This window comes from Rhizobium favelukesii (genome assembly GCF_000577275.2).
GTDB classification, from domain to species: domain Bacteria; phylum Pseudomonadota; class Alphaproteobacteria; order Rhizobiales; family Rhizobiaceae; genus Rhizobium; species Rhizobium favelukesii.
Genome location: NZ_HG916852.1, coordinates 4109067 through 4134644, shown reverse-complemented (window position 1 = coordinate 4134644; position 25578 = coordinate 4109067). Strand labels below are relative to the sequence as shown.

Here is a 25578-nt window from a genome sequence, read left to right as displayed (position 1 = left end):
CCAAGTTAGACCGGCGGCGGGTCTGCTTCTTTCAGCCTGTATCCGACACCGGTTTCCGTCGTGATGTATTGCGGCTGGTCCGGGCTCAGTTCGATCTTCTGGCGCAGCTGGCGAACGTAGACGCGCAAATACTGCACGTCGGCAGCCGGTCCCCAGATCTGCTTCAGCAGGAATTGATGGGTCAGGACCTTTCCTGCGTGCTGGGCGAGGACCCTCAGAATGTCGTATTCCTTGGGCGAGAGCTTGATTTCCCTGCCATCGATTTTGACGATGCGCTTGACGAGGTCGATGGACAGGCCTCCGGCCCGAAAGATCGCCCGCTCACCCTGTTGTTGTAACCGATGACGCAAGGCAACACGGAGCCGGGCGCCGAGTTCGTTCATGCCAAACGGCTTTGTCAGGTAGTCGTCGGCCCCAGCCTCGAGGGCGTTGACGATACCCGTTTCGTCTGTGCGGCTGGAGAGGATCACGATCGGCAAGGTAAGGCCCGCGTCTCTCCACTCCCTCAACAGTTCGTGACCTGATTTGTCCGGCAGGCCAAGGTCGAGCACGATCAGATCAGGTGGCTCGTCCTTGGCCGATTGTAGGGCCGCAGCGCCGTTCGGCGCCTCGTGCACCTCATAGCCTTGCGCGGTGAGGCCAACGCGAAGCAGCTTGCGGATCGGAGGCTCGTCGTCGACGACGAGAATTTTTACGGCTGAACCGGTCATTGGAGCTCATCCAGTTTCTGAATCTCATTTGGTTTTGGAAGACGGATGGTGAAGACGGCACCGGAACGATCGGAGCGATTTGCGGCTGTGATCGTGCCGCCCATCGCCTCGACAAAACCTCGACAGATTGACAAGCCGAGGCCCGTTCCCGCTCGAACCTGATCACCCTTGCGCACGCGATAGAATGTATCGAAGACGCGATCCACGTCAGCGGGCGGAATACCGGGTCCCTTGTCCGAAACCTGAATCATGACATTGTATCCGTCCGCCCACCCATCGATACGGATCGATGATCCTTGCGGCGCATATTTGGCAGCATTGTCGAGCAGATTGAAAAGCACCTGCTCGAACAATACCGGGTCAACGCGAACCATCGGCAGGTCCGCGGGAATTGTCACGACGGTCTTGTGGTGTGCGAGAATTTTCTCGGCGCGGCGCAACGCGCTGCCGGCAATGTCGCCCGGGTAGTGCAGCGCATAGTTCGGCTCCATCGCCCCAGACTCGATCTTCGTCATATCGAGCAGGTTGGCGATAAAGCGATTGAGCCGCTCCGATTCGTCGATGACGGTCGAGAGAAGATCGACGCGATCTTCCTGAGACATGGAATCGAGATAGTCGCGGAGTGTGCCCGCAGCGCCAAGGATAGCCGCGAGCGGCGTCTTCAGGTCATGCGAGATCGAGGTCAGCAGGGCAGAGCGCAAACGGTCGGCTTCGGCAGCAAGTCTTGCGCGATCAACATCTGCCACGAGTTGAATGCGCTCGATCGCCAGCGCCGCCTGGTCCGCCAATGCGTCGAGAAGACGTTGCTGCTCGGGCATCAGGAGCCGGCCGTCGCGTCTATCATTGTCCAGGCCGATCACGCCCACGGCTGCGCGTCCGGTTCGCAGCGGCACATAGAGGCGCTTGGCGCCGGGCAGGGTGTCGGCGCCGCGACCGGCAGCGTGATTATGCTCCCAGGCCCACCGGGCGGCCGCAATGTCTGCCTCGTCCAGCGTGTCATCCGGCGGATAGCCGGCTTTAACGGCGATGGTGCCTTCTTCAGGAAGCAGAAGGACGACCCGCACCTTGAGCATCGAGGCCAATTGGAATGCTGTGGCCCACAAAACGTCATCGAGCGTGCCGGTGCCGGCCAGTTTCTTGGAAAACAGGTAGAGGTCCTCCGTCGTTCTGGCGCGCTGCCGGGCCGCCGCGGCCTGGCGTTGGACCGTTGCGGTCAGGTTGCTCGCGATGACGGCGACGCCCAGGAAGAAGAACAGCGCAAGCACGCTCTCCGGATCGCTGATCGTCAGCGTGTAGCGGGGCGGCAGGAAGAAGAAATTGAAGGATAGCGCGCTGAGGATGCAGGTGTAGAGCGCTGGACGAAGGCCGTGAATGACGGCTGAGGTCAGCACGGCCATCAGGAACACGAGGGCAAGGTTGCGGACATCAAGAACTTGATCGAGCACGACCCCGACAATGAGCGCGATTGCGACATAGGTGGTGGCGGAGAGATAGGCTTGGATATTGAATGCTGGCGAAGAAGGAGCGGCGTTGACGCCGCGCGTGGATGTCCCTTCCTTCTCACTGCCCGAAATCACGTGAACGCTGATATTGCCAGACTTTCTGATCAGATCGTCGGCTATGGAACGGTGCAACCAGTCACGCCATGACGGCTTGCTGGGTGCGCCGATGACGATATGCGTGACATTGTTGGCCGCGGCGTGCCGGACCAGCTCCTCGGAGACCTCGCGGCCGGGAATGGTGATTGCCTCGCCGCCCAGCTGTTCAGCCAGCCGAAGCGTGGCTGCAATCGTGTCGCGGTCGGCCTCAGTCAGATTGATCGACCGGTTGGTTTCGACATAGACGGCTGCCCATGGCGCCCGCAGTCGCGCAGCCATTCGAGACGCGTAGCGCACCAGCGAGGTGGAGCGTGGATGCTGATCGACAGACACAAGAACCCGTTCACCGGCAGCCCAGGGACCGGGGATGGCATGCGCTTGCATGTGGGTCAGAAGCTGGTCGTCGACACGCTGCGCGGTTTTGCGCAATGCGAGTTCGCGCAGCGCGGTCAGGTTGCCGGGAGTGAAATAGTTGGTCAGAGCCCGCTCGGCAGTCTTCGGAACATAGACCTTGCCGTCATGCAGTCGCTTGATCAGATCATCTGGCGTCAGATCGATGATCTCGACGTCGTCGGCCATGTCTATGATCGAATCCGGAACGGTCTCGCGGACGCGGATGCGGGTGATCTGTGAGACGACGTCGTTCAGGCTCTCGACATGCTGGATGTTCAGCGTCGAATAGACGTCGATGCCGCCGTCGAGCAATTCCTTCACGTCGAGGTAGCGCTTCGGATGACGGCTACCCTCGGCGTTCGTATGTGCGAGTTCGTCAACGAGAACGAGGCTCGGATGGCGTGCGAGGATGGCGTCGATATCCATCTCCTCGAGCGGGCGGCCCTTGTAGTCGATCTTGACGCGGGGAATGACTTCGAAGCCGTCGACCAGCGCCTGGGTTTCCTTGCGCCCATGGGTCTCGACGATGCCGATCACCACGTCGACGCCATCGGAGATCTTAGCGCGGCCCGATTCCAGCATCTCATAGGTCTTGCCCACCCCGGGCGCTGCGCCGAGGAAGATTTTCAGACGGCCGCGGGTCTCCTGACGCGCCTTCTCAAGCAGCGCATCCGGCGAGGGCCTGCCGACCTTGTCGCGGTTGTCTTCCGGCATGCGTGTCATCTTTCCCTGACGAGCAAACCCCGGGCGCACGCAGGCGCCCGGGGCTTTCAACCTTACTGAGACATAGAAGCATCAAGGGACTGGTTCAATGCCAGAACATTGACGGTGGCTTCACCGAGAATGCCGAGTTCGGGGTGATCGATGGCGGCATCGACAATCGCCTTCAGCTTGGCTTCATCCGTGCCGCGGGCCTTGGCCACGTGCGGTATCTGGAAGTAGGCAGCCTCAGGTGAAATATGCGGGTCGAGGCCACTGCCCGAGGCGGTTACGAGGTCGATCGGTACCTCCGCATTCGGATTGGTCGCCTTTGCTGTCTCATAGTCAGCCTTTACGCGATCAAGCAGCTTCTGGCTGGTCGGGCCAAGGTTCGAGCCCGACGATGAGGCGGCGTTGTATCCATCGCCCGCGGCAGAAGGACGACCGTGGAAGTATTTATCGCTCGTGAACGCCTGGCCGATCAGCGTCGAACCGATCACCTTGCCGTCCTTTTCTATCAAGCTGCCGTTTGCTTGCGCCGGGAAGAGCGCTTGCGCGGCGCCGGTCATGGCGAGCGGGTAGAGTAGGCCGGTAATAGCCGTGGTGGCAACGATCATAACGATTGCCGGACGAAGTTCTTTCAACATGATGTCAACTCCTTAAGCGAGACCGATGGCCGTGATGACCATGTCGATCGCCTTGATGCCGATGAACGGGACGATGATGCCGCCGAGGCCGTAGACGAGTAGGTTGCGGGAAAGCAGCGCGCCGGCGCCGATCGCGCGGTACTTCACGCCTTTGAGCGACAGGGGGATCAGCGCGACGATGATCAGCGCGTTGAAGATGATGGCCGACAGGATGGCGCTCTGCGGTGTCGCGAGCCCCATGATGTTCAGCACGCCGAGCTGCGGATAGAACGCCAGGAACATTGCCGGGATAATGGCAAAATACTTGGCGATGTCGTTGGCGATCGAGAAGGTCGTCAGCGCGCCACGCGTCATCAGCAGCTGCTTACCGATCTCGACGATTTCGATGAGCTTCGTCGGGTCGCTGTCAAGGTCGACCATGTTGCCGGCTTCGCGGGCGGCGACCGTACCGGTGTTCATGGCGACGCCGACATCGGCCTGGGCGAGTGCGGGGGCGTCGTTCGTGCCGTCGCCGCACATGGCAACGAGCTTGCCCTTGGCCTGTTCCTCACGGATCAGGGACAGCTTGTTCTCAGGTGTCGCCTGCGCGAGGAAGTCGTCCACGCCGGCTTCGGCGGCGATTGCAGCCGCCGTCATCGGGTTGTCACCAGTGATCATGACCGTGCGGATGCCCATCCGGCGCAGTTCGACGAAGCGCTCACGAATACCGCCCTTGACGATATCTTTCAGCTGGATGATGCCGAGAAGGCGTCCGTCGCGGGCGACAGCCAGCGGCGTGCCTCCTGCCTTGGCGATTTCATCAGCGATGGCCTGCAGTTCCCGCACGACCTCTGTGTTGCTGCGGATGGCGACAGCCGCATTGCCGGAAACCGGTGCAAGCGCGGCGCCGACGTAGGCAAGGACGGCATCGACGGCGCCCTTGCGGATCGACGAGCCTTCGACATCCACGCCGCTCATTCGCGTCTGTGCAGTGAAGGGTACGAAGGTGGCCTTCAGGCTCGCCATGTCGCGGCCGCGGATGCCGTATATCTCTTTGGCAAGCACGACGATCGACCGGCCTTCCGGCGTTTCGTCAGCGAGCGACGCAAGCTGCGCCGCGTCGGCGAGGTCCTGTTCGGAAACGCCGCGTACCGGGCGGAACATCGTCGCCTGACGGTTGCCGAGGGTGATCGTTCCCGTCTTGTCAAGGAGCAATGTATCGACGTCACCGGCTGCCTCAACGGCGCGACCCGACATGGCAAGCACGTTGAAGCGCACGAGACGGTCCATGCCGGCAATGCCGATCGCCGAAAGAAGCGCCCCGATCGTGGTCGGGATCAGTGTCACGAAGAGAGCAACGAGGATGATGATTGGAATAGACCCGCCGGCATAGCTTGCAAAGCTCGGGATCGTGGCGGTTGCCAGAACGAAGATCAGCGTCATGCCTGCGAGCAGGATGTTGAGCGCGATTTCGTTTGGAGTCTTCTGGCGCTCCGCGCCTTCGACAAGAGAGATCATGCGGTCGAGGAAGGTGGACCCGGCAGCGGCGGTGATGCGGACGCGAATCCAATCGGAGAGAACCTGTGTGCCGCCGGTAACCGCTGAACGGTCACCGCCGGACTCGCGGATGACAGGGGCGGACTCGCCGGTGATTGCGGCCTCGTTGACCGAGGCCACGCCTTCGACCACCTCGCCGTCAGAGGGAATGATGTCGCCAGCCTCGACGAGGACGAGATCGCCGACCTTCAGGCTCGTGCCCGGGACGAGGCGGTAGCCTGTGCCGTTATTGGCCGTCAGCAGTTTTGCCTGGGTCTCGGTGCGGGCTTTGCGCAGCGAGTCCGCCTGCGCCTTGCCTCGCCCCTCGGCGACTGCTTCGGCGAAGTTGGCGAAGAGCACGGTGAACCAGAGCCAGAGGTTGATCTGGAAGGAGAAGCCGAGATTTTCACCGCCGGTGACGAGATCGCGGATGAAAAGGAGGGTGGTCAACGCCGAAACCGTGGCCACGACAAACATGACCGGGTTCTTGGCAAGGGTGCGCGGGTTCAGCTTCTTGAAGGCAGCGCCCACGGCCGGAATGAGAATGCGAGTATCCATGACGCTCGCTGATTTTGCCTGGCTCATAAGAGACTCCAGCTTGAAAGAGTAAGGCGACCGTTGTGCGATCAGCCGTGTAGGATCCGAAGTACCGCGACGATGACGAGGAGACCGGCGAGTATCACGAGAATGATGCCGGAGGCACGGGTCATCCGCTGGCTGTCCCGTCCCGGCGAACCGGGACGTGGATTGAAGGATTTGCGAAGCCTGTGACGAAGGATCATGCTTCACCTCAGAAGGTCTGGCCGGCGATCATGACCAGGTGCTCGATGACCGGGCCAAGCGCCAGCGCCGGGAAGAAGGTCAGGCCGCCGACGATCAGGATCGTACCGCTGAGAAGGCCGACGAAGAGTGGGCCATCGGTCGGGAACGTACCTGCCGAGGCGGGAACCGTCTTCTTGGTAACCAGCGAACCTGCGATCGCAAGAGCCGGAACGATGACCAGGAAGCGGCCCATCAGCATGCCGATACCGAGCGTGATGTTGTACCAGGGAGTGTTACCCGTCAGGCCGCCGAAAGCCGAGCCGTTGTTCGCCGCAGCGGACGTATAGGCATAGAGGATTTCGGAGAAACCGTGCGGGCCAGCCGTGCCGATCGAGGCGACCGCGGAGGGCAGCACACTGGCGATCGCGGTGAAGACCAGCATGGCGAGCGGCAGGCAAAGGATGGCGAGAACGGCCATCTTCATCTCCTTCGCCTCGATCTTCTTGCCAAGATATTCCGGTGTGCGGCCCACCATGAGGCCTGCCACGAAGACAGCGACGATGATGAAGAGGATGATGCCGTAGAAGCCCGCGCCAACGCCGCCAACGATGACTTCGCCGAGCTGCATGTTGATCAGCGGAATGAGCCCACCGAGCGCCGTGAAGCTGCCGTGCATGGCGTTGACGGCGCCGCAGGAAGCCGCCGTCGTGATCACCGCAAAGAGCGAGGACATGGCGACGCCGAAGCGCACTTCCTTGCCTTCCATGTTGCCGCCCTGCAGGCCAAAGGCATGCATCAGCGGATTGCCAGCGGCTTCAGCCCAGTAGGTGACAGCCACGCCGGCAATGAAGAGGATGCCCATGGTTGCAAGAATGGCCCAGCCCTGGCGCTGGTTGCCGACCATCCGGCCGAAGACGTTGGTGAAGGCGGCGCCAATTGCGAAGATCGAGACCATCTGGATCATGTTCGAGATGTTGTCGGGGTTCTCGAACGGATGCGCAGAGTTTACATTGAAGAAGCCGCCGCCGTTCGTGCCAAGCATCTTGATGGCGAGTTGCGAGGCGACCGGGCCGAGGGCGATTGTCTGCTTGGCGCCCTCGAGGGTTGTTGCATCGACATAGGGACCCAGGGTCTGCGGGACGCCAAGATAGACATAGACCAGCGTCAGCCCGATGCAGATCGGCAGCAACACATAGAGCGTGCTGCGGACCATATCGACCCAGAAATTGCCGATTGCCTTGCCCGAAGCACGCGAGAAGGCGCGGATGAGGCCAATCGCGATTGCCATACCGGTCGCGGCAGACACGAAATTCTGAACGGTTAGGCCCGCCATCTGGCTGAGATAAGACATCGTGCTTTCGCCGCCGTAGTTCTGCCAGTTGGTATTGCTGACGAAGCTCGTGGCGGTGTTGAAGGAAAGCTCCGGCCCGACGGCAGCCATGCCGGCCGGGTTATAGGGCAGGACAGCCTGCAAGCGCAGCAATGCATAGAGAACGACGACGCCGAGCAGGTTGAACATCAGCATCGCAAATGCGTAGGAAGTCCAGTGCTGGTCCTCGCGCTCACTGGTGCCTGCAAGCGCGTAAAGTCCCCGTTCGATCGGAGCGAGGACCGGTGAGAGAAACGTGCGTTCGCCACTGAAAACGCGAGTCATGTAACCGCCGAGCGGTTTGACGAGCACGATGATGATCCCGCAGTAGAGCAGAATCTGAAGCCATCCGTTGAGGGTCATGGGAGGTAACTTTCAATACCCGATTGGTTCCGCCTGTCGCGCAATGGGAGAGGGCGCGATGCTAGAAGCGCTCGGGGCGAATGAGAGCGTATGTGAGGTAAATCGCGAGAAATACGGTGACGGCACCGCTGAGAATATAGTCGAGGGTCATGGCGTTTCCTCCGGTCAAAGCCGGTCGCAGGCTTTGGTGTAAGCAAAGCAGAGGGCGAAAAATACGATTGCTGTCGCGAGTAGAACTATGTCCATCATCGATCTTGACTCCTGTTGTTCTTTTGGAGTCAGACAAGACAAAGGGCGCCATCCACCGGATGGCACCTTTCATGCTTTCTGGCGTGGAGATGATCCTTGGATCTCTCGGACATTAATATGCGACCGAACCGCATAAGCGTTCGAGATCGGCGGCGGGCCGCGGATATAAAAATCTTATAAATGCAGATGGAAGAAAAATGCCTCGCCGAAGCGAGGCTAGTCCTAGGCCGCTTCGGGGAAAAGAAGAAGCGACGCGGTTGTTCTATTGCCCGGCCATTCGGCTGCAAAGCGCACTTTCGGGCTTTTCGGTACGCCTGACGATGACAAAAGGAAATCTGTCAGTTGTGGGTGTGCCCCGCGTTCAGGTTTCGAACGAGGTTTCTACTCCGCCGCATGGCTGTGAACGCCGCGCCGACGGCAATCAGCCAGAGGGCTGCGACCAGGATTTGGTTGTGGCCGTTCCACAGTGGCTCGAGAACGGAGAGAACCGCTGCAGCCGTGATTGTCGCCATTCGGTGCTGCTTTGCCATCGGGCCAGAGAAGTCGCTCGCCGTTCCCGTTGCTCGACCGAGCTCGCGAACATACGCCGTCAGCACGGCAAACGACGCCGCTGCCCAGCCGAACCCGGGCGATCCGATGCCATATCCCACACCGACCAGGATCAGGATATCCGCGACACGGTCGGGGAATTCGTTCCAGAACGGTCCGTCGGCTGCACCCTTGCCACCTTCGACGGCAACCATGCCATCGAAGAGATTGCACAAGAGACGCAGCTGGCAGAAGGCGGCCGCGAACACAAGGAGAAGAGCCCGCGCCCATCCCATTTCAGATCCGGCAAGGAAGAACGAACCGCCCGCCATCGCCGCCGCGACCATACTTGCCTGAGAGATTTGGTTCGGAGTGACCGACCTCGTCGCCAGCCATTGTGCAATGCGCCGCGCCCATTGGGTGTCTCTGCTTGCCAGCGGCCGCCGATCCCCCGTTTCCGTCATGCGCTGATCCTCTTTCGATAGAGAAAGTAGTTGTAAACCGCCGCGTAGCTCGTCGAGACGGCCAGCGGAACCGCGATGGTTCTCAGGATCTCCGGCGTGCCGCTCAATGCGTGGATCGAGATCAGCACGGCAGTCGAGGCAAGACATGCGATCAACGGTGGCGCCCAGAGACCGGCGCCCCCCTTGAACTGCTTCGAGAGCCGTTCGATCACCGTCTTGAGAAAGAGGGTGAGACAGGCTGAGAGTGCGCCCTGCACAATGCCGGCCAGCAGCGCCCGTTGCGGAGAGTGATTGCTGTTGGCAAGGACCGCCCAACCGCCCATGGCGACGAACGCGAAAAGCACGTGCGTCACACTGCTTTGGGCAAGCCGGCGAACGGGTGCCATCATGTGGTCGACCACCAATAGCGGACAATGTGGAAGAAGATCGGCGCGGAAAACACCACGGAGTCGAGCCGATCGATCAATCCGCCGTGGCCTTCGATCAGATGGCCCCAGTCCTTGACCCCGCGGTCTCGCTTGATTGCCGACATGACGAGACCGCCGAAGAAGCCCATCATCGTGATGACGAAGGCCAGGACCCCAGCTTGAAACGGCGTAAATGGCGTGATCCACCACAGGGCGGCGCCGATCAATGTCGCACTGACCACGCCGCCGACAAAGCCTTCCACAGTCTTTGACGGAGACAGGCTTGGCGCGATCTTGGTTCGACCGAGCAGCTTGCCCCAGACATATTGCAGGACATCGCTAAGCTGAACGATGATCACCAGGAAGGCGATCAGAAGAACGTTGCGGCCTTCGTAGCCCGGGATCGTCAGCGTCAGCAATGCCGGAACGTGTGAGGCGCAGAATACGCAGATCATCAGTGCCCATTGCACTTCGGCAATGCGTATCAGGAAACGCTCGGTATCGCCGCGCAACACGGAGATGATTGGCATCAGCAGGAACGCGTAGACTGGGATGAAGATCGAGAAGATACCGTATTGCTTCTCCCACAGCAGCCAATACTGGATCGGCAGCACGACGAAGAAGGCAGCCGCGAGCGCCCAATGATCCGCACGTTTGGTGTCGGTCAGGGTAATGAATTCGCGCAACGCCGCGAAAGAACAGAAGCCAAAAAGCAGCAGCACACCGATCCGACCGGCGAGAAAGGCAAGGCCGATCAGGATGACCATGATCCACCATGCGGTGATGCGCGCGTTCAGGTTTTCGATTGCGGCATTTGACTTACCGGCGGGCAGGCGTCGCTGCAGCAGGTAGCCAATGGCCGAGGAAACGACGAGGAGCGTGAAGATACCAAGGACAAGCGTCCACAGGTCGGAGTTTGTTGCATTCATTCGTGACCGCCTGGGTGTTTTGGTGACAGATCGAGGAGCGCCGTGCGCGCCCTTTCGAGGAAGATTTCCTTGCTCTCGCCGGCTTCGATTTGCATGGAGTTGCCGAAGGTCACGGTACAGATAAGGGGGATCGGGACGATCTCGCCCTTTGGCATGACGCGATTGAGATTGTTGATCCAGACCGGCACGAGCTGAATGCCCGGCCGGGTCGAGGCGAGATGGAAAAGCCCGCTTTTGAATGGCAGCAGTTGCGCCTCTGTCTGGTTGCGCGTGCCTTCGGGAAAGAGAATCAGCGACGCCCCGGAATCGACCACCTCGGCCATGACTTCAATCGGATCGCGGGTGCGCTTGTCGCGATCCCGCTCGATAAGCACTGCGTCGAAGACGTCGCGGCCGATGAAACGGTTGATCGACGATTTCAGCCAATATTCCGCGCCAGCGACAGGGCGTGTTCGGCGTCTCAAACTCGGCGGCAGGACAGCCCAGACCAGAATGAAATCGCCATGGCTGGAATGATTGGCAAAATAAACACATTGCCCCTCGGGAATGCCGTCATTCGGCCAGATGGCGCGCACTGCAGTAATTGCACGGGCGAACACCACGATGGCCGCCGCGACAGGCTTCGCGATCACACTTCTCACCGATTTCAGCCCCCCGCTGCATCGACAAAGCAGCTTGCAGAAGCGTAGCGGCATTTTTGACGGTTAGGAAGTCCTGCTTGTGGCGGAAGACAGCGCTCAAAGTACCCGCCGCTGAGCGTGTCAGCGACGGCTGATGCGACCCGCGGTGAGCCGAAGCAATGCGTTCGCCTGACGTGATGGGGAAAGCGTTAACCATGGTCAGCTAGGAATGAGTCGGACACAACGGAACGAGTCGATGCCAGTACAGTCAAACAAAACTCTGCAAGCAATGACGACAAGCGAGATCGTTATTTTCCCGGTCGCGTCGCGCGCCGGTGACATTGATCGGTGTGCGGCCGAGTTGGATCGTAGCCACGGTGAGGACGCAGTGCGCTTCTGGAAGACGGAATGCCGCCGGCTGGCGGACGAGCTGACGTTGCTCGGCTGCTCCGAAGCTGAGGTTCGCGACCAGATCATGACATTTCAGGCTGAGGTACAGGCCGAGCTCGTTCGCCGCCATCAGGTGCGCGCGCTCTCCGAAAGCCGCAGCGGCCGCGCCATAAAGCGCTAATCTCACAGCCATCGGCTCTTGCCGCCCATTGGGTTGCCTGACTTCATCGGGCGGCCCGATCGGGCGAATTTGTCGTCCCGACGGCCAATTCTTTTCCATACGTTGCGCAAGACGAGCCTTCTTGGTTCAGAAATACCGTGCGCCCGGTGCTAGCATCCTCATTGCGCGCGGATCTCCAAAGACCCCGTGCGTATTCGAGTCGTCGCCTATCTCGGGAGGAAGGGCAGATGCCGGCGGAAGATCTATCGAAGATCCACCAGGAGCAAACTGGCGGTCCGGACGGACCGGCCGACCGGAAATGCTTGCCATTTTCGCGTTCTTCAACGAAATTTATCGAGCCGACAGGCAGTGGAGGAGCTGCCGACAAGATACGCGCGTGAAAAACAATGACGGGAGAATAACGACACACGCATGCCGGACGCTGCGCCAACCGCGCGCCGGACTTGGGAGGGAAGGCATGTATTCAGGTGGTTTGAGATTTGGTCTGGCGGACGAGATCGAGGCGCTTCGCGACAGCGTTCGACGCTTTGCGACGGAGCATATTGCGCCGCTCGCGGCCGAGACGGACAGCAGCAACCGTTTCCCGACGCCGCTCTGGCGCGAGATGGGCGACATGGGGCTGCTCGGGATCACGGCCGAGGAGGCCTATGGCGGCGCCGGTCTAGGATACCTGGCCCATTGCGTCGCGATGGAGGAGATCAGCCGCGCTTCGGCCTCAGTCGGGCTCAGCTACGGCGCCCATTCCAATTTGTGCGTCAATCAGATCAGCCGCAATGGAACGGCAGAGCAGAAGTCGCGGTATCTGCCCAAGCTTATCTCCGGCGAGCATGTCGGCGCACTTGCGATGTCGGAGGCGGGCGCCGGATCAGACGTCGTTTCGATGAAGCTTCGGGCGGAGAAGCAAGGCGAAAGTTACGTTCTCAACGGCAACAAGATGTGGATCACCAACGGCCCGGATGCCGATGTGCTGGTGGTCTACGCAAAGACAGACCCGCAAGCAGGACCGCGCGGCATCACCGCCTTCCTCGTCGAGAAGGCCTTCAAGGGCTTTGCAACCGGCCCGAAGCTCGACAAGCTAGGCATGCGCGGTTCCAACACCTGCGAATTGATCTTCGAGGACTGCGAGGTTCCCGAGACAAATGTGCTCGATACTGTCGGCGGTGGTGCACGCGTTCTGATGTCGGGACTCGACTATGAGCGCGTCGTTCTTTCCGCTGGGCCGATCGGCATCATGGCGGCCTGCATGGATGTCGTCGTGCCCTATCTTCATGAGAGAAAGCAATTCGGTCAGGCGATCGGCGAGTTTCAGCTGATGCAGGGAAAGCTCGCCGACATGTACGTGACCATGAACACGGCGCGTGCCTACGTCTATGCGGTGGCGGCCGCCAGCGATCGCGGCGAGACGACACGCAAGGATGCTGCCGGCTGCATCCTCTATGCCGCCGAGAAAGCGACGCTTCTGGCCCTGGAGACGATCCAGGCGCTCGGCGGCAATGGTTACACCAACGACTATCCCGCCGCCCGGCTGCTGCGCGACGCAAAGCTCTACGAGATCGGTGCCGGAACCTCTGAAATCAGACGCATGCTGATTGGCCGCGAGCTATTTGCTGAGACGGCCTAATCTGAAAGTTCATCCGACAACCATCCTGGTGACAAATGACGGTTTTGAAGTCGCAGATTTCGACGAATTCCGAGAGTTTCAGGACAAATCGCGCGGCGATGGCCGAAGCGATCCGTGCCATCGAGGAAGCTGCTGGGAGTGCCGCAAATGGCGGCGGAGCGACAGCGCGCGAGCGCCATGTTGCCCGCGGCAAGATGCTGCCGCGCGATCGCATCGCGGGCCTCCTCGATCCAGCCACACCGTTTCTCGAGGTCGGATTGACCGCGGCCCACGGAATGTATGGCAACGAAGCGCCGGCTGCGGGCCTGATTACCGGCATCGGCCGCGTCTCGGGGCGCGATTGCATGATCGTCTGCAACGATGCGACCGTCAAAGGCGGCACCTACTTTCCACTGACGGTGAAGAAGCATCTGCGAGCGCAGGAAATTGCCGCCCAGAACAATCTGCCCTGCATCTATTTGGTGGATTCCGGCGGCGCGAATCTGCCGAACCAGGACGAGGTGTTTCCGGATCGCGATCATTTCGGCCGGATATTCTACAATCAGGCAAATATGTCGGCAGCGGGAATTCCCCAGATTGCCGTGGTCATGGGCTCGTGTACGGCGGGTGGCGCCTATGTGCCTGCTATGTCCGATGAGGCGATCATCGTCGAAGGCCAAGGGACGATCTTTCTTGCCGGTCCTCCATTGGTCAAGGCCGCGACCGGCGAAGTTGTTTCGGCGGAGGATCTCGGCGGTGGCGATGTGCACACAAGGCTCTCCGGCGTTGCCGACCATCTCGCTCGTGACGATGCCCACGCACTGGCCTTGGCGAGGCGCGCTGTCGCCAACCTCAATCGCTGCAAGGTTCGCGGCATCGAGCGGCAACCGGTCGAAGCGCCGCTGTTTGATCCGGCCGAAATTGCGGGTATCGTCCCCGCCGATCTACGCGTGCCCTATGACGTGCGCGAAGTCATTGCTCGTGTCGTCGACGGCTCCCGCTTCGATGAGTTCAAGACACGCTACGGGACGACGTTGGTCTGCGGCTTTGCCCATATCCACGGTATTCCCGTTGGCGTTGTCGCCAATAACGGTGTGTTGTTCTCGGAGTCGGCTCTGAAGGGTGCCCATTTCATTGAGCTCTGCTCGCAGCGCAGGATACCGCTCGTCTTCCTGCAGAACATCACCGGCTTCATGGTTGGCCGCAAATACGAGACGGAAGGCATCGCGAAGAATGGCGCCAAGCTCGTTACCGCGGTCGCAACGACTGGCGTGCCGAAGGTGACGATGCTGGTTGGCGGTTCCTTTGGTGCGGGCAACTACGGCATGGCGGGGCGCGCCTTCTCGCCGCGCTTTCTCTGGACATGGCCGAACAGCCGCATCTCGGTCATGGGTGGAGAGCAGGCGGCCGGTGTCCTTGCGACCGTGCGGGGAGAAGCGCTTTCCCGTGCCGGCACCCCCTGGACGCCGGAGGAGGAGGCTACTTTCAAGCAGCCGGTGCTCGATCTCTTCGAACGGCAGAGCCATCCGCTCTATGCGTCGGCGCGCCTTTGGGATGATGGGGTGATTGATCCAGCCAAGAGCCGCGATGTGCTCGGTCTCTCGCTGTCTGCGGCGCTGAATGCACCGATTGAAGCGACGCGCTTCGGCCTATTCCGGATGTGAGGTAGCGATGTTCCAGAAAATTCTCATCGCAAACCGTGGCGAGATTGCTTGTCGGGTGATTCGAACTGCCAGGCGCATGGGGATTGCCACAGTGGCGGTCTATTCGGATGCCGATGTCGGGGCGCTGCATGTCGAGATGGCCGACGAGGCCGTCCGCTTAGGCTCCGCCAGCGCACAGGAAAGCTATCTCTCGATCGAACGGATCTTGGCTGCGGCGGAACGGACCGGCGCTGAAGCCATTCATCCCGGTTACGGGTTTTTGTCCGAGAATGCCGATTTTGCTGCAGCCGTCGAGGCTGCGGGCATCGTCTTCATTGGACCGCAGGCATCCTCCATTCGCGCCATGGGATTGAAGGATGCGGCAAAGGCGTTGATGGAACAATCCGGGGTCCCGGTTGTCCCGGGCTATCATGGCGAGGAACAGAACGACGGGTTTCTGGCCGATCAGGCGACCTTGATCGGCTACCCTGTCCTTATCAAGGCCCGCGCCGGTGGCGGTGGCAAGGGAATGCGACGGGTCGACAGCGAAGAGGATTTTCCAGAGGCGCTCGCCGCCGCAAGACGGGAGGCCATGGCCGCCTTCGGTGACGATGCCGTGTTGATAGAGCGGTGCCTTATTCGACCTCGCCACATCGAAGTTCAGATCTTCGGGGATCGGCATGGCAACGTCGTTCATCTTTTCGAGCGCGATTGCTCGCTCCAGCGCCGCCATCAGAAGGTGATCGAGGAGGCGCCAGCGCCTGGCATGACGCCAGAGATGCGCCGTGCGATGGGCGAGGCGGCCGTGCGCGCGGCGCGTGCCATCTCCTATCGTGGTGCCGGCACCGTGGAGTTCATCGCGGACGTGTCAAACGGCCTTTGGCCGGATCGCTTCTATTTCATGGAGATGAATACCCGCCTTCAGGTCGAACATGCCGTCACTGAGGCAATCACCGGGGTCGATCTGGTCGAGTGGCAATTCCGCGTGGCGGCTGGTGAAGCCCTGCCGAAGAAGCAGTCGGAGCTCGAAATCTACGGCTGGGCCTTCGAGGCGCGAATTTATGCCGAGGATGCGGCCAAGGGTTTCCTGCCCGCGACGGGAACGATCAGGCATCTAGATTTTCCTGACGTTACGGCGCGGATCGATGCCGGGATCCGTCCCGGCGACACGGTCTCCGCTCATTACGACCCTCTGATCGCCAAGATGGTCGTGCACGGGCCCAGTCGGAGTGTCGCGCTGTTGCGACTGACCAGAGCCTTGCAGAGCTCGCATGTCGTCGGCGTCACCACCAATCTCGACTTTCTCGCCAGACTGAGCGCACAGGAGGAATTTACTGCTGGCCATCCGGATACCGGGCTGATCGATCGCAACCTTCGATCGCTGACCGCAATCGAGCCGCCGGTGGACACCGTCGTTGCGCTTGCCGCCGTCCTGTCGTTGGGCGCACTTGCGCAATCATCGGATGGCGACCCATGGCTGACGCTGGGGCACTGGCAGCTTTGGAGCGAAATGCAGCGTATCGTGGTGCTAACCTACCAGGGCGGGCATTCAACGCTGCGGGTTGCCGCCAAGGGATTCGATTTCTTTGCGGTGCACGATGGCCGGCGAGTCATTCCCGTGAAGATCGTCAGCAGGCAGGATGACGGATGCAGGGCGGAGGTCGATGGCCGGCAGGTGCAGGTCAAGGCGAGCGTGGCGGCGCATCATCTGGTTGTCAGCGTGGATCACAGGACGCATGTGTTTCATCTCGGCAACCCGCTCGATTTCAATACGACGGATGTGGCTGACGGCAACAGACTGATCGCGCCGATGCCGGGCTTTATCAAGATCGTGCGTACGAGTTCGGGGGCGGAAGTCTCCGAGGGTGACGCGCTTGTGGTCATGGAGGCCATGAAGATGGAACTCACGCTTGTCGCAGCCCGCGATGGAACGGTGGAAGCCGTCGAGGTGAGTGAAGGGCAGCAGGTCGACGAAGGCGCGGTACTTCTGACGCTGCGGGTAGAGGAGACGTGATTGTGCAGGCCGGAGAATCTTCACTGCTGCCGCGGGACGTGTCGATCGTCGAGATGGCGCCTCGCGATGGTCTCCAGAACGAGAAGGATCTGATTCCGACGGCGACGAAGATCGCCCTGATCGACATGATCTCGGAATGTGGTTTCGAGCGGATCGAGGCGACGAGCTTTGTCAGCCCGAAGTGGGTGCCGCAGCTCGCTGATGCCGCCGAGGTGATGGCCGGTATCAAGCGCAGACCTGGGGTCCGCTACGCCGTTCTGACGCCGAATATGAAAGGCTTCGAGGCTGCAATGGCGGCGGGCGCGGACGAAGTCGCGATCTTCGCGTCTGCCTCGGAAAGCTTCTCGCAGCAGAATATCAACTGCTCGATCGCCGAGAGCATCGAACGTTTCAAGCCGGTTGCCGAAGCAAGCCTTGCGCGCGGCGTCCCCATGCGCGGCTACGTCAGCTGCGTGGTCGAATGTCCCTATGAGGGGGCCGTCTCGCCCGATGCGGCGGCGCGGGTCGTCGAGAGCCTGCATGCATTGGGCTGCTACGAGATCAGCCTCGGCGATACAATCGGCCGAGGACGCCCCGACGAGGTCGACCAGATGCTGGTAACGGTCCTTTCCTTTGCACCGGCGACGATGCTTGCCGGTCATTTCCACGACACCGACGGCTGGGCCCTCGAAAACATCGACGTTTCGTTAAAGCACGGGCTGCGGGTTTTCGATGCGTCGGTCGGCGGATTGGGCGGCTGCCCTTATGCGCCGGGCGCAAAGGGCAACGTCGATACTTTGGCTGTCGCGCAGTTCCTTGCCCGCAAGGGCTACCGGACCGGGCTCTCGGCGGAGAAGCTGGAACAGGCCGCCCGTTTTGCGCAGGGCCTAAGGAGCGCAGGATAATGCCGGAAACGCTGATGATCTCGATCGACGAACGCGGTGTCGCGCGGCTTACGCTTGCCCGCAAAGACAAGCACAATGCAATGTCCGCCGAGATGATCGACGAGTTGACCGAAGCCGCAAGCGCACTTGGGTCGGACAAGAGGGTTCGCGCCATCGTGCTTGCCGGGGCCGGCAAGAGCTTCTGTGCAGGGGGCGATCTGGAGTGGATGAGAGCGCAGTTCCAGGCGAGCCGGGCGGAGAGAATTGCGGAAGCGCGACGGCTGGCTATGATGTTCAAGGCGTTGAACGAACTGCCGAGGCCGCTTATTGGTTGCGTCCACGGGAGCGCTTTCGGCGGCGGTATCGGGTTGATCAGCGTCTGCGATACCGTGATTGCCTCGGAGGCAGCGCGTTTCGGCCTGACGGAGGTCCGGCTTGGGCTAATACCGGCAACGATCAGCCCTTATGTCGTAGCGCGGATCGGCAGTTCTGCAGCGCGGTCCCTATTCGTCTCCGGTCGAATGTTTAACGCTGCCCATGCCAAGTCGATCGGTCTGGTCGCTTCCATTGTCGCGCCCGCCGATCTCGATCGCGCCGTCGACAGGGAGGTCGACGAATTCATTGCGGCCTCGCCGCAGGCTGCAGCACGCGCCAAGGCCCTGGTGCGTTCTCTCGCCTCGCCGATCACGGACGAGATCGTCGAGAGCGTGATTTCTCAGCTCGCGGATAGCTGGGAGACGGACGAGGCACAGGCCGGCATTTCCGCTTTCTTCGAAAGGCAGCGTTCAAATTCATAGCGGGCAGGTTCGACTGCAACGGAAGAACTTGGCGTCAAGTTGAGAGTTGCTCGTCCAATTCGGATTTCCGTGCCCTGTGTGAGCGCCATTTCGCTCCTCACCTCATGTTGAAGGTCGAGTATTCACGACAATGCAGCAGATGCAAGCCGACAGCTGCAGCCTTGGACTTCTGCGCTTGCCCAAGTAAAGTCGACCTAAAACAGACAGTGACAATCGATGGCACCGAAGACCACCCTCAATGCGAAGAACCTGGAAGCACTCGGCGCGAAGCGGCTTGCAGAGCTTCTGATCGACATCAGCACTGGCAGTGCCGCGCACAAGCGACGGCTGCGGATCGAACTTGCCGGAAAGCAGAGCAGCGCTGAAGTTGCAAGGGAGGTAACAAAGCGGCTTTCATCGATCGAGCGCTCCCGCTCCGTGATCAACTGGCGCCGGGTGAAGGCCTTGAAGAGCGATCTGGAGACGCAGCGGCACGTGATCGTTGATACGATCGCCAGCAGCGATCCAGACGAGGCGCTGGAGGTGATGTGGCGCTTCATGGGCTTGGCGCGTTCGATTTTCGAGCGATGCGACGATGGCAACGGCACAATCATGGATGTCTTTTATCAAACCTGCGTCGATCTGGGCACGATAGCGAACGCGGCAAGACCGGACCCGCGCCTGCTCGCCGAACAAACCTTTCGCGCGTTGCAAGGCAATGACTACGGGCAGTATGATCGTCTGATCGAGAATCTGTCGCCAGCGCTGGGTGCGGAAGGCCTCGATTGGCTGAAGTCGTTGTTCGACGATTGGGCAAAAGCGCCGGTCGATGCGCCGGCTGAGGCAGGCCGTGTCGTGATCGGTTGGGGAAGCAGTGGTCCGGTTTACGAAGACGAGATCAATCTCCTCCATCGCGACAGAACCATCAGGTCAGCATTGGAGCAGATCGCCGACGCCCAGGGTGATGTTGATGCCTTCATCGCGCAGCAGAGCGAGCAGGCGAGATCCGTGCCAACGATTGCGGCAGAAATCGCCCAGCGTCTGCTGAAGGCGGACCCTGCCGGAGAGGCATGGGATGCCATCAATCGCGTTGAGATGAAGGGCAGACCATCCCCGTTCGAGTGGGAAGAGGCCCGCCTCGATGTGCTTGAAGCTCTCAGCCGGAGTGACGAAGCGCAGGCCTTTCGCTGGCAGTGCTTCGAACAATCGCTGAACGAGCGGCACCTGCGAGCTTTTCTGAAGCGCCTACCGGATTTCGATGATCTCGAAGCAGAAGAGAACGCCTTCAACTATGTGAGCCGCTTCCAGGATGTCCACCAAGCGCTCGCCTTCCTGGTGTCATGGCCGGCGCTCGACAAGGCTGCGACGCTCGTTCGCACGCGTGCAGCCGAACTTGATGGCGATCCCTACGAACTGTTGACACCGGCGTCCGAGCATCTGCAGGAGAAGTATCCGTTGGCAGCGACCATCGCCCTGCGGGTTATGATCGACTTTACGCTCGATCGAGCGAAATCCAGTCGCTATCGCTTTGCCGCGCGGCATCTCTTTGAATGTGAGCGACTGTCGACGAAGATTAGCGACTTCGACACTTTTACGTCACATCCCGGCTATGTTGCAGAGTTGAGGGGCAAGCACGCGAAGAAGACCGGATTCTGGACCGCCGCAGGACCGTGAGGAAGGATCATCTGCATCTGCACGGGCCAAGGCACCCTCTTAGTTTTCTGATCATCGCCATATCATCTCCCACCGCTGTTGATGATCCTCCCTTGGAGGTGAGCCAAGGACTATCCGGGCGCATCAAAGCTTTGGCGAAAAAGCCTGAGCTCCCTTCGCGCCACGAGCGCGGGTGGTCGTGTTCACCGTGAACTATTCCATTGTCGCAGCGGCGGCCATTCAGCGCGCTGACGGGGCGGCAGAAATCCCGAACGCAAGTCAGAAAATCCAAATCTCCCAGATCCCGAGGCGTATGGAATAGGGAAGCGCGCGCTACTTATTATCGAGCCGCTAGCCTTTGTAGAATTCGAGATGGCTGCTTCGCATAATGAGTGATGGTATCCAGAGCCGCCAAAGAGACGGATCCCTTTTTCTCGGCAAAATCCCAGGTAGCGAAGCACGCCAGAATAAACGCAGCGATGACGTATCTCATGGTATTCTTATATGCTGAGGCGCTTAAAGCAACGTAAAGCACGGCCTCGTCGACCCGCTCGTCGGGCATGAGGCGTCGCTGAGAGCCACATATGCACGAAAAAGGAGGATAGAAATGCGAATGATGCTCAAAGTTTCGCTTCCCGTTGACAAGGGAAACGCAGCAATCAAAGACGGCAGCCTCGTCACCAAGATTCAATCGATCCTCGCTGATCTCAAACCCGAAGCGGCCTACTTCACGGAATTCGACGGGAAAAGAACGGGCCTTATTTTCTTCGACATGACGGACACCTCGGAGATACCGGGTGTTGCTGAGCCATGGTTCCTTGCGTTTGATGCCAGTGTTGAGATCAAGGCGGTCATGAACCGCGATGACCTGGCGAAGTCCCGGCCCGGGATCGAGAGGGCAGTCGAGAGCTTCGGCTGAATCACACCGCGGCGGATTGCGTAGCGCCTAACTATCACGGACGCGCCGTCAGCGTGGTCCTGCGATGTTGGTCGGCTTTAACATGTGCGCTCAATGAGTTAAAAAAACGCATTTTCTTAACACGTCTGAGCCTCATGTTAAACTCGCGAACATTCGCTTACATGCAGCCAGACATCGCCAGCCGGTCGATCCTGAGTATTGGGATGCGCAGCAAATACTTGGTCGTGCCGAGAATGTGGCCCTAGCCAATTTGGGCGACGAGATCCATGCTTGACGAAAACCAGAGGCTACGGGACAACCTTGGAACGCAAGGGATCCAATGGCATCGTCTTGCCCGACGGCAATCTCAACAATCCGTCGCTGACATGGCTGTGGCGCTGGTGCGAGGGCAAGGCTAAAAGCCTCGCTGTAGTGGGGCTGCCGGAAGAAACTTTCCGCTCAGCCGATGCGACGGTTAAGGCCTCGCTGGTCTTCCTGAAGCGCTTCAGCAAAGACGATCAGAAGGCCTGGGACGCGGCATGGACCGCCGCGAAGGCCACGCATGACGCAGCCTTCGAAGCGGAACGCGACAAGCTTTGTGACGCATTCGGCACGCGCATTATTTCGGGCGACGACAAGGACGCCGCACGCGTGCTGAAGGAGCTTTCGGCGATCGGCATCGAGCGCGTGCCGCCCGCATGGTTCTCGGCCGATGCGCCGCCCTATCCCAAAGGCATCAGCGCGACGAAGCTCAAGAAAGTGGGCTGGGCCGACAGCGCGAAGGATCGCAAGAAGGCGGCGGCGCTCGTGATCACCCGGCGATTATGGGAAACGTCGGACCACTTCAGTCCAGGATCTACCCTCGGCGCATCCCGGTCTCGATGGTGAGAATGGCGATCGTCTTGAGGAATGGGATCTGTCCGGCGTCGCAGCCATCGAGGAGACGTTGCTCCTCGTCACCGGTCAGGCGCCGGCTGCGCTCGTTTCGGATTACCGGACGGCGGACGAGCTTCACCACATTGCGGCTAAGCGGCAGCCCCCAATGGCGGCTGGCAACGTCGATGTTTCACGTCGTCGGCATCTTGTCGAATTTCGGCAGTGCCGGATCGAGGTGATCCCAGGCATGTCCGGCTGCTGTCCAGGACACCAGCTGTGGCTTATAGCGGCTTGGGTCGTCGAGGCTTGCCGGCGTGACGATGAACACATCCGGCATGTCGGGAAATGTCATGTGGACGGACGAACCGCATGTCGGGCAGAAGGCACGTCGCTTGACGGTTCCGCCATCGCCGACGGTCTGCCAATGCGATGCTTCTCCCTTGACCTTCACCTCAGCCGCAACAAAAGTCAGGTGCGATTGATGTCCGGTGCCGCTGTCGCGCTGACATTGCCGGCACTGACAGTCAACCATGACGGCCGGTTCGCCTGATATCTCGTAGCGGATTTCGCCGCAGGCGCAGCCACCGGTATAGGGCGTGTTCATGTCGTTCTCCTGTTGCTTCAATGCAGCCTTTGCGAAGACGCCTCTTCGGCGACCACTCTGTCGAGATTCTTGACCACTTTTTTCCAGCCTTCGCTCATGTTGCGGTAGGCGGTGTCGTTCTTCGGAAGCACGAAGCCGGAATGGGTGAGGCGCAGGCGCGTGCCCGTCTCGGCCGTGGAGAGGGTGAAGGTGACCACGGTCTCCAGTTTCGAGCCATAGCCGTCATTGCCCTCATGGCCGCCCTTCCACGCATAGGACAGACGCTCATTCGGCACGACCTCCAGCACCTCGCAATGAATGGTGCCGTCCCATTCGCCTGCCGGCTTGGTTTGAAAGGTGAAATGGCTGCCGACTGCAGGCTCGAAGCCAGTCGGCGCCATCAGCCAACGGCCGATGAGCTCGCCGCTCGTCAAGGCTTTCCAGATGACTGCGGGCGCGTGCGGGAAGACGTCGTCGACCACAATGGCCTGCGTGTCCGGATTCACGGCTTGGTTCATGGGTCAATTTCCTTCAGCAGGTTTCTCAGATCGGCGAAGCGTTCGCGCCAGAATACGCCATAGTCGCTCATCCAGTCGGCTAGCGGGTCCAGACCGTCGGGGAGGGCACGATAATAGACATTGCGCCCCTCGGGGCGCTCGCAAACAAGGCCGGCCTGTTTCAAGGACTTGAGATGTTGTGAGATAGCGCCCTGCGTCACACTGCTGCCGCGGGTCAACTCAACGACGGTGATCTCGTCGGAATTGACGATGCGCTCGAACACGGCCCGCCGCGTGGGATCAGCAAGGGCGCGCATGACAGCAGTTATGGTTTCAGCCTCGGTCATGAGCAATCAAATAGCCGACACTAATCAATTAGTCAATGCTATTTGAATTAACCTATGCGCCAATGCACGAAGGGACGGCTCTCGCCGCCCCCTTCCGCATCGCAGTAGTGGCTGCCACAGCCTGCATGCTAGGCACATGCATGGCTACCCCGGACGAGCAACGAGATCATCCGCACTGAGGTGTGCGTATCTCCGGAGCATTCGCAGTTCCTTGTGCCCGCTGATCGTAGAAACCTCGATCACGTTGAGACCGGCGCGGCACCGAAGCGATCGACCGGGGCCTCCAGGTCACGCGCCCACTTCTCCCCTTCCAGCTTCGTACCAAAGGACTTGCAGCGGGGTTTCATGCCGCGCCGGCGAACCTGTGCTTGCCAGCGTCCTCTAAGTTTGCGGATCGTCGCCATGTGATCTCCCATCGATACCGAAGATCACCCGTAGATGCCCCTGGGAGGAAGCCAAGGACTACCCCGGCGCATAACGAACATCTACCTATCACTTCGGCGTTGCCAACAGGTCTCGAAACGAAGGACGCTGAGTCGCCGGTCGTTCTCTACACACCATCGGCGCGCCGATATAACGGGCTGCCGGAGATCGATTATCCGTTCCACGACCGTGACGCACTGGTGACCAATTGCGGCCGCATCTGCATCTACCGCAAGAAGATCAATATCTCGACCGTGCTGGCAGGACAGAAACTGGGAATCAAGGAAGTCGACGACGGTATTTGGCTCGTTAGCTTCATGCACTATGATCTGGGAGATATCGACCTGGAGCAGAGGACTTTGCAAACCATCGACAACCCGTTCGGCACGAGGTTGTCACCCATGTGTTAAGTACGTTTTGTTACCTATGTCTCCGGGCTGGACAGAGGATTTAATGGCGGAGAGGGTGGGATTTGAACCCACGATACCCTTGCAGGTATGCCGCATTTCGAGTGCGGTGCATTCGACCACTCTGCCACCTCTCCGCGGTCTGGTCGGCGCTTGTTCGGCGCGGGCGTTCTCTTAGCGAGAGAATGACGGGCTGGCAAGACGAAATCTCAATGCTTTTCATCCTTTTGTCTTGACAGTGTTTTTGGCCTCGCGTATCTCGGCTTCGCAATAGGTGTGGATAAGTCCGCGCCTTGCCAGTCTCGCGTTCGCGCGGGGCGGATCACCGGCAGCGAGAGTTCTGGGCGAAAGCCTCTGAAATCCCTGCTTAACCTCGACTGATAAAAAGACGGCCACCTGCTTGTTGCGGGTATGAGCCGGAACGAACATGAAAGGATAAAAAATGTTCGCAGTCATCAAGACCGGCGGTAAGCAGTACCGTGTGGCAGCAAACGACGTGCTGACCATCGAGAAGCTTGAAGCAACCGCTGGCGACGCAATTGAATTCACCGAAGTCCTCGTAATCGGCGAAGGCGCCGACGCTGCGATTGGTGCTCCCTTCGTCAAGGGCGCTTCCGTCAAGGCCGAAGTGGTCGAGCACAACCGCGGCAAGAAGGTCATCGCCTTCAAGAAGCGCCGTCGTCAGAACTCGAAGCGTACGCGCGGCCATCGCCAGCATCACACCGTTGTCCGTATTACGGACATCGTGGCTGCTCAGTAAGATCACGGGACTTTAAGGTTTAAAGGAGAACTCCAATGGCACACAAAAAAGCTGGCGGTTCATCGCGCAACGGTCGTGATTCCGAATCCAAGCGCCTTGGCGTGAAGAAGTTCGGCGGCGAAGCCGTCATCGCAGGCAACATTATCGTGCGTCAGCGCGGTACGCAGTGGCATCCGGGTTCCAACGTCGGCCTCGGCAAGGATCACACGATCTTTGCTCTTACCGCCGGCAATGTGAACTACCGAACGAAGGCCAACGGTCGCGTATACGTGTCTGTAATGCCGAAAGCGGAAGCAGCGGAATAAGCCGGTAGCGCTCTAAAACAGCCGGCGTCTCATCGACCCGGCTGAGCGTATCAGGTTCAGTCCAGAAAACAGGGGAGATGGGGCGCCATCTCCCCTTTTTTCTTGTCCA

The 25578-nt window shown here is 60.1% G+C and carries 25 protein-coding genes, 1 tRNA gene and 2 pseudogenes; 12 read left to right on the top strand and 16 right to left on the bottom strand.

The window, feature by feature from the left end:
• Window positions 1–5: 5 nt before the first annotated feature.
• The 11 genes from LPU83_RS58940 to LPU83_RS58895 all read right to left on the bottom strand — a co-directional run bounded on the left by LPU83_RS58940 (window position 6) and on the right by LPU83_RS58895 (window position 11274).
• Window positions 6–710 (bottom strand): response regulator transcription factor, encoded by a 705-nt coding sequence (locus LPU83_RS58940; protein ID WP_037070141.1) that lies wholly within the window; start codon window positions 708–710, stop codon window positions 6–8.
• Window positions 707–3415, bottom strand: a complete 2709-nt coding sequence (locus LPU83_RS58935; protein ID WP_024313255.1) for a sensor histidine kinase — start codon at window positions 3413–3415, stop codon at window positions 707–709. Before LPU83_RS58935 ends, LPU83_RS58940 begins: the two co-directional genes overlap by 4 nt.
• A 62-nt stretch (window positions 3416–3477) precedes the next feature.
• Complete coding sequence (kdpC, locus tag LPU83_RS58930) at window positions 3478–4047, bottom strand: potassium-transporting ATPase subunit KdpC (protein WP_024313256.1); 570 nt, start codon at window positions 4045–4047, stop codon at window positions 3478–3480.
• Window positions 4048–4059: 12 nt separating this feature from the next.
• Entirely contained in the window at window positions 4060–6147 is a 2088-nt protein-coding gene (gene kdpB / locus LPU83_RS58925; RefSeq protein ID WP_024313257.1) for a potassium-transporting ATPase subunit KdpB, read from the bottom strand.
• Window positions 6148–6188: 41 nt separating this feature from the next.
• Window positions 6189–6344, bottom strand: coding sequence for a hypothetical protein (locus tag LPU83_RS73170; protein ID WP_167546216.1), 156 nt, complete (start codon window positions 6342–6344; stop codon window positions 6189–6191).
• An 8-nt stretch (window positions 6345–6352) separates the two neighbouring features.
• Window positions 6353–8056 (bottom strand): potassium-transporting ATPase subunit KdpA, encoded by a 1704-nt coding sequence (kdpA, locus tag LPU83_RS58920; protein WP_024313258.1) that lies wholly within the window; start codon window positions 8054–8056, stop codon window positions 6353–6355.
• A gap of 61 nt (window positions 8057–8117) precedes the next feature.
• The gene (locus LPU83_RS58915) at window positions 8118–8207 is read right to left on the bottom strand and encodes a K(+)-transporting ATPase subunit F (protein ID WP_037070139.1); all 90 of its coding nucleotides are present in this window, start codon (window positions 8205–8207) and stop codon (window positions 8118–8120) included.
• A gap of 436 nt (window positions 8208–8643) precedes the next feature.
• The gene (locus tag LPU83_RS58910) at window positions 8644–9297 is read right to left on the bottom strand and encodes a CDP-alcohol phosphatidyltransferase family protein (protein ID WP_024313259.1); all 654 of its coding nucleotides are present in this window, start codon (window positions 9295–9297) and stop codon (window positions 8644–8646) included.
• A complete protein-coding gene (locus tag LPU83_RS58905; protein ID WP_024313260.1) occupies window positions 9294–9686 on the bottom strand; it encodes a hypothetical protein in 393 nt (130 codons plus the stop codon). The genes LPU83_RS58910 and LPU83_RS58905 overlap by 4 nt, the downstream gene beginning before the upstream one ends.
• Window positions 9683–10633 carry a phosphatidate cytidylyltransferase gene (locus LPU83_RS58900; protein ID WP_024313261.1) on the bottom strand — a complete coding sequence of 317 codons (951 nt, stop codon included), beginning with the start codon at window positions 10631–10633 and terminating at the stop codon, window positions 9683–9685. Before LPU83_RS58900 ends, LPU83_RS58905 begins: the two co-directional genes overlap by 4 nt.
• Entirely contained in the window at window positions 10630–11274 is a 645-nt protein-coding gene (locus tag LPU83_RS58895) for a lysophospholipid acyltransferase family protein (RefSeq protein WP_024313262.1), read from the bottom strand. Before LPU83_RS58895 ends, LPU83_RS58900 begins: the two co-directional genes overlap by 4 nt.
• 235 nt (window positions 11275–11509) lie before the next feature.
• On the opposite strand from LPU83_RS58895, the gene LPU83_RS58890 reads away from it, so the two are divergent.
• The 9 genes from LPU83_RS58890 (at window position 11510) to LPU83_RS58850 (ending at window position 22159) form a co-directional block, all read left to right on the top strand.
• Window positions 11510–11824, top strand: a complete 315-nt coding sequence (locus tag LPU83_RS58890) for a DUF6074 family protein (RefSeq protein WP_024313263.1) — start codon at window positions 11510–11512, stop codon at window positions 11822–11824.
• Window positions 11825–12281: 457 nt separating this feature from the next.
• Window positions 12282–13445, top strand: coding sequence for an isovaleryl-CoA dehydrogenase (locus LPU83_RS58885; RefSeq protein WP_024313264.1), 1164 nt, complete (start codon window positions 12282–12284; stop codon window positions 13443–13445).
• Between the two features lie 35 nt (window positions 13446–13480).
• A complete protein-coding gene (locus LPU83_RS58880; protein WP_024313265.1) occupies window positions 13481–15088 on the top strand; it encodes a carboxyl transferase domain-containing protein in 1608 nt (535 codons plus the stop codon).
• Window positions 15089–15095: 7 nt separating this feature from the next.
• Complete coding sequence (locus LPU83_RS58875; RefSeq protein WP_024313266.1) at window positions 15096–17081, top strand: acetyl/propionyl/methylcrotonyl-CoA carboxylase subunit alpha; 1986 nt, start codon at window positions 15096–15098, stop codon at window positions 17079–17081.
• Window positions 17078–17965, top strand: a complete 888-nt coding sequence (locus tag LPU83_RS58870) for a hydroxymethylglutaryl-CoA lyase (protein ID WP_051166626.1) — start codon at window positions 17078–17080, stop codon at window positions 17963–17965. Before LPU83_RS58875 ends, LPU83_RS58870 begins: the two co-directional genes overlap by 4 nt.
• Complete coding sequence (locus LPU83_RS58865; RefSeq protein WP_024313268.1) at window positions 17965–18741, top strand: crotonase/enoyl-CoA hydratase family protein; 777 nt, start codon at window positions 17965–17967, stop codon at window positions 18739–18741. The genes LPU83_RS58870 and LPU83_RS58865 overlap by 1 nt, the downstream gene beginning before the upstream one ends.
• Before the next feature lie 216 nt (window positions 18742–18957).
• The gene (locus LPU83_RS58860; RefSeq protein WP_024313269.1) at window positions 18958–20394 is read left to right on the top strand and encodes a DUF6880 family protein; all 1437 of its coding nucleotides are present in this window, start codon (window positions 18958–18960) and stop codon (window positions 20392–20394) included.
• A gap of 592 nt (window positions 20395–20986) precedes the next feature.
• Window positions 20987–21292 (top strand): hypothetical protein, encoded by a 306-nt coding sequence (locus tag LPU83_RS58855; RefSeq protein WP_225039760.1) that lies wholly within the window; start codon window positions 20987–20989, stop codon window positions 21290–21292.
• Between the two features lie 270 nt (window positions 21293–21562).
• Window positions 21563–22159, top strand: a complete 597-nt coding sequence (locus tag LPU83_RS58850; RefSeq protein ID WP_141652535.1) for a hypothetical protein — start codon at window positions 21563–21565, stop codon at window positions 22157–22159.
• A 178-nt stretch (window positions 22160–22337) separates the two neighbouring features.
• Here LPU83_RS58850 and LPU83_RS58845 read toward each other — a convergent pair whose 3' ends face one another.
• The 4 genes and pseudogenes from LPU83_RS58845 to LPU83_RS58830 form a co-directional block, all read right to left on the bottom strand.
• Window positions 22338–22751: a GFA family protein gene (locus LPU83_RS58845; protein ID WP_024313273.1), complete on the bottom strand. Its 414-nt coding sequence runs from the start codon at window positions 22749–22751 to the stop codon at window positions 22338–22340.
• A 17-nt stretch (window positions 22752–22768) separates the two neighbouring features.
• A complete protein-coding gene (locus LPU83_RS58840) occupies window positions 22769–23248 on the bottom strand; it encodes an SRPBCC family protein (RefSeq protein WP_024313274.1) in 480 nt (159 codons plus the stop codon).
• Window positions 23245–23574, bottom strand: a complete 330-nt coding sequence (locus LPU83_RS58835) for an ArsR/SmtB family transcription factor (protein WP_024313275.1) — start codon at window positions 23572–23574, stop codon at window positions 23245–23247. Before LPU83_RS58835 ends, LPU83_RS58840 begins: the two co-directional genes overlap by 4 nt.
• Window positions 23575–23825: 251 nt before the next feature.
• Window positions 23826–23978 (bottom strand): annotated as a pseudogene (locus LPU83_RS58830) (site-specific integrase); the annotation flags it as partial.
• A 144-nt stretch (window positions 23979–24122) separates the two neighbouring features.
• Between LPU83_RS58830 and LPU83_RS58825 the strand changes: the two are divergent.
• Window positions 24123–24407: pseudogene (locus tag LPU83_RS58825) on the top strand (IS481 family transposase); the annotation flags it as partial.
• A gap of 44 nt (window positions 24408–24451) precedes the next feature.
• Here LPU83_RS58825 and LPU83_RS58820 read toward each other — a convergent pair.
• Window positions 24452–24541: transfer RNA gene (locus LPU83_RS58820), tRNA-Ser, on the bottom strand.
• Between the two features lie 305 nt (window positions 24542–24846).
• Here LPU83_RS58820 and rplU point away from each other — a divergent pair.
• Window positions 24847–25164 (top strand): 50S ribosomal protein L21, encoded by a 318-nt coding sequence (gene rplU / locus LPU83_RS58815; protein WP_024313277.1) that lies wholly within the window; start codon window positions 24847–24849, stop codon window positions 25162–25164.
• Between the two features lie 35 nt (window positions 25165–25199).
• Complete coding sequence (gene rpmA / locus LPU83_RS58810; protein WP_004127267.1) at window positions 25200–25469, top strand: 50S ribosomal protein L27; 270 nt, start codon at window positions 25200–25202, stop codon at window positions 25467–25469.
• The last annotated feature ends 109 nt before the right edge of the window (window positions 25470–25578 follow it).